Below are 347 nucleotides of genomic sequence, written 5' to 3' on the forward strand. Positions count from 1 at the left end.
GGTGCCACCGAAACAGAAACCGACCGCACCGATCCGGCTGGCATCCAGCGGCACCTTGCCGGCCTGCGCCTTGAGCACGTTCACCGCTTCCAGTGCACGCGCACGAAGCAGCGGCCGGTCATTGCGCAGCTTGCTGGCCGGAAGGTGCAGTTGCTGGTCGAGCAGGAACCAGGCAGAACCGATCTCGGTGGCGGCCACGCCCTCACACATCACCAGCCCAACCGCGGGTTTGCGCAGCGCCTTGACGCCGTCACTGCCCAGATCGATGCCTTCGCGGCTGCGGCCACTGGACAGCGCGTGCACCTGCACACCTGCCTCGCGCGCGGCCGATGTCACTGCCTCAAGCA

General features: G+C 67.4%; 1 pseudogene. It reads right to left on the minus strand.

What is annotated here, in order from left to right:
• Nucleotides 1-347, minus strand: a pseudogene (locus ABGA94_RS05190) (peptidase M14); the annotation flags it as partial.

It is taken from the genome of Stenotrophomonas sp. 3diitr2024 (assembly GCF_042136455.1).
GTDB classification, from domain to species: domain Bacteria; phylum Pseudomonadota; class Gammaproteobacteria; order Xanthomonadales; family Xanthomonadaceae; genus Stenotrophomonas; species Stenotrophomonas sepilia.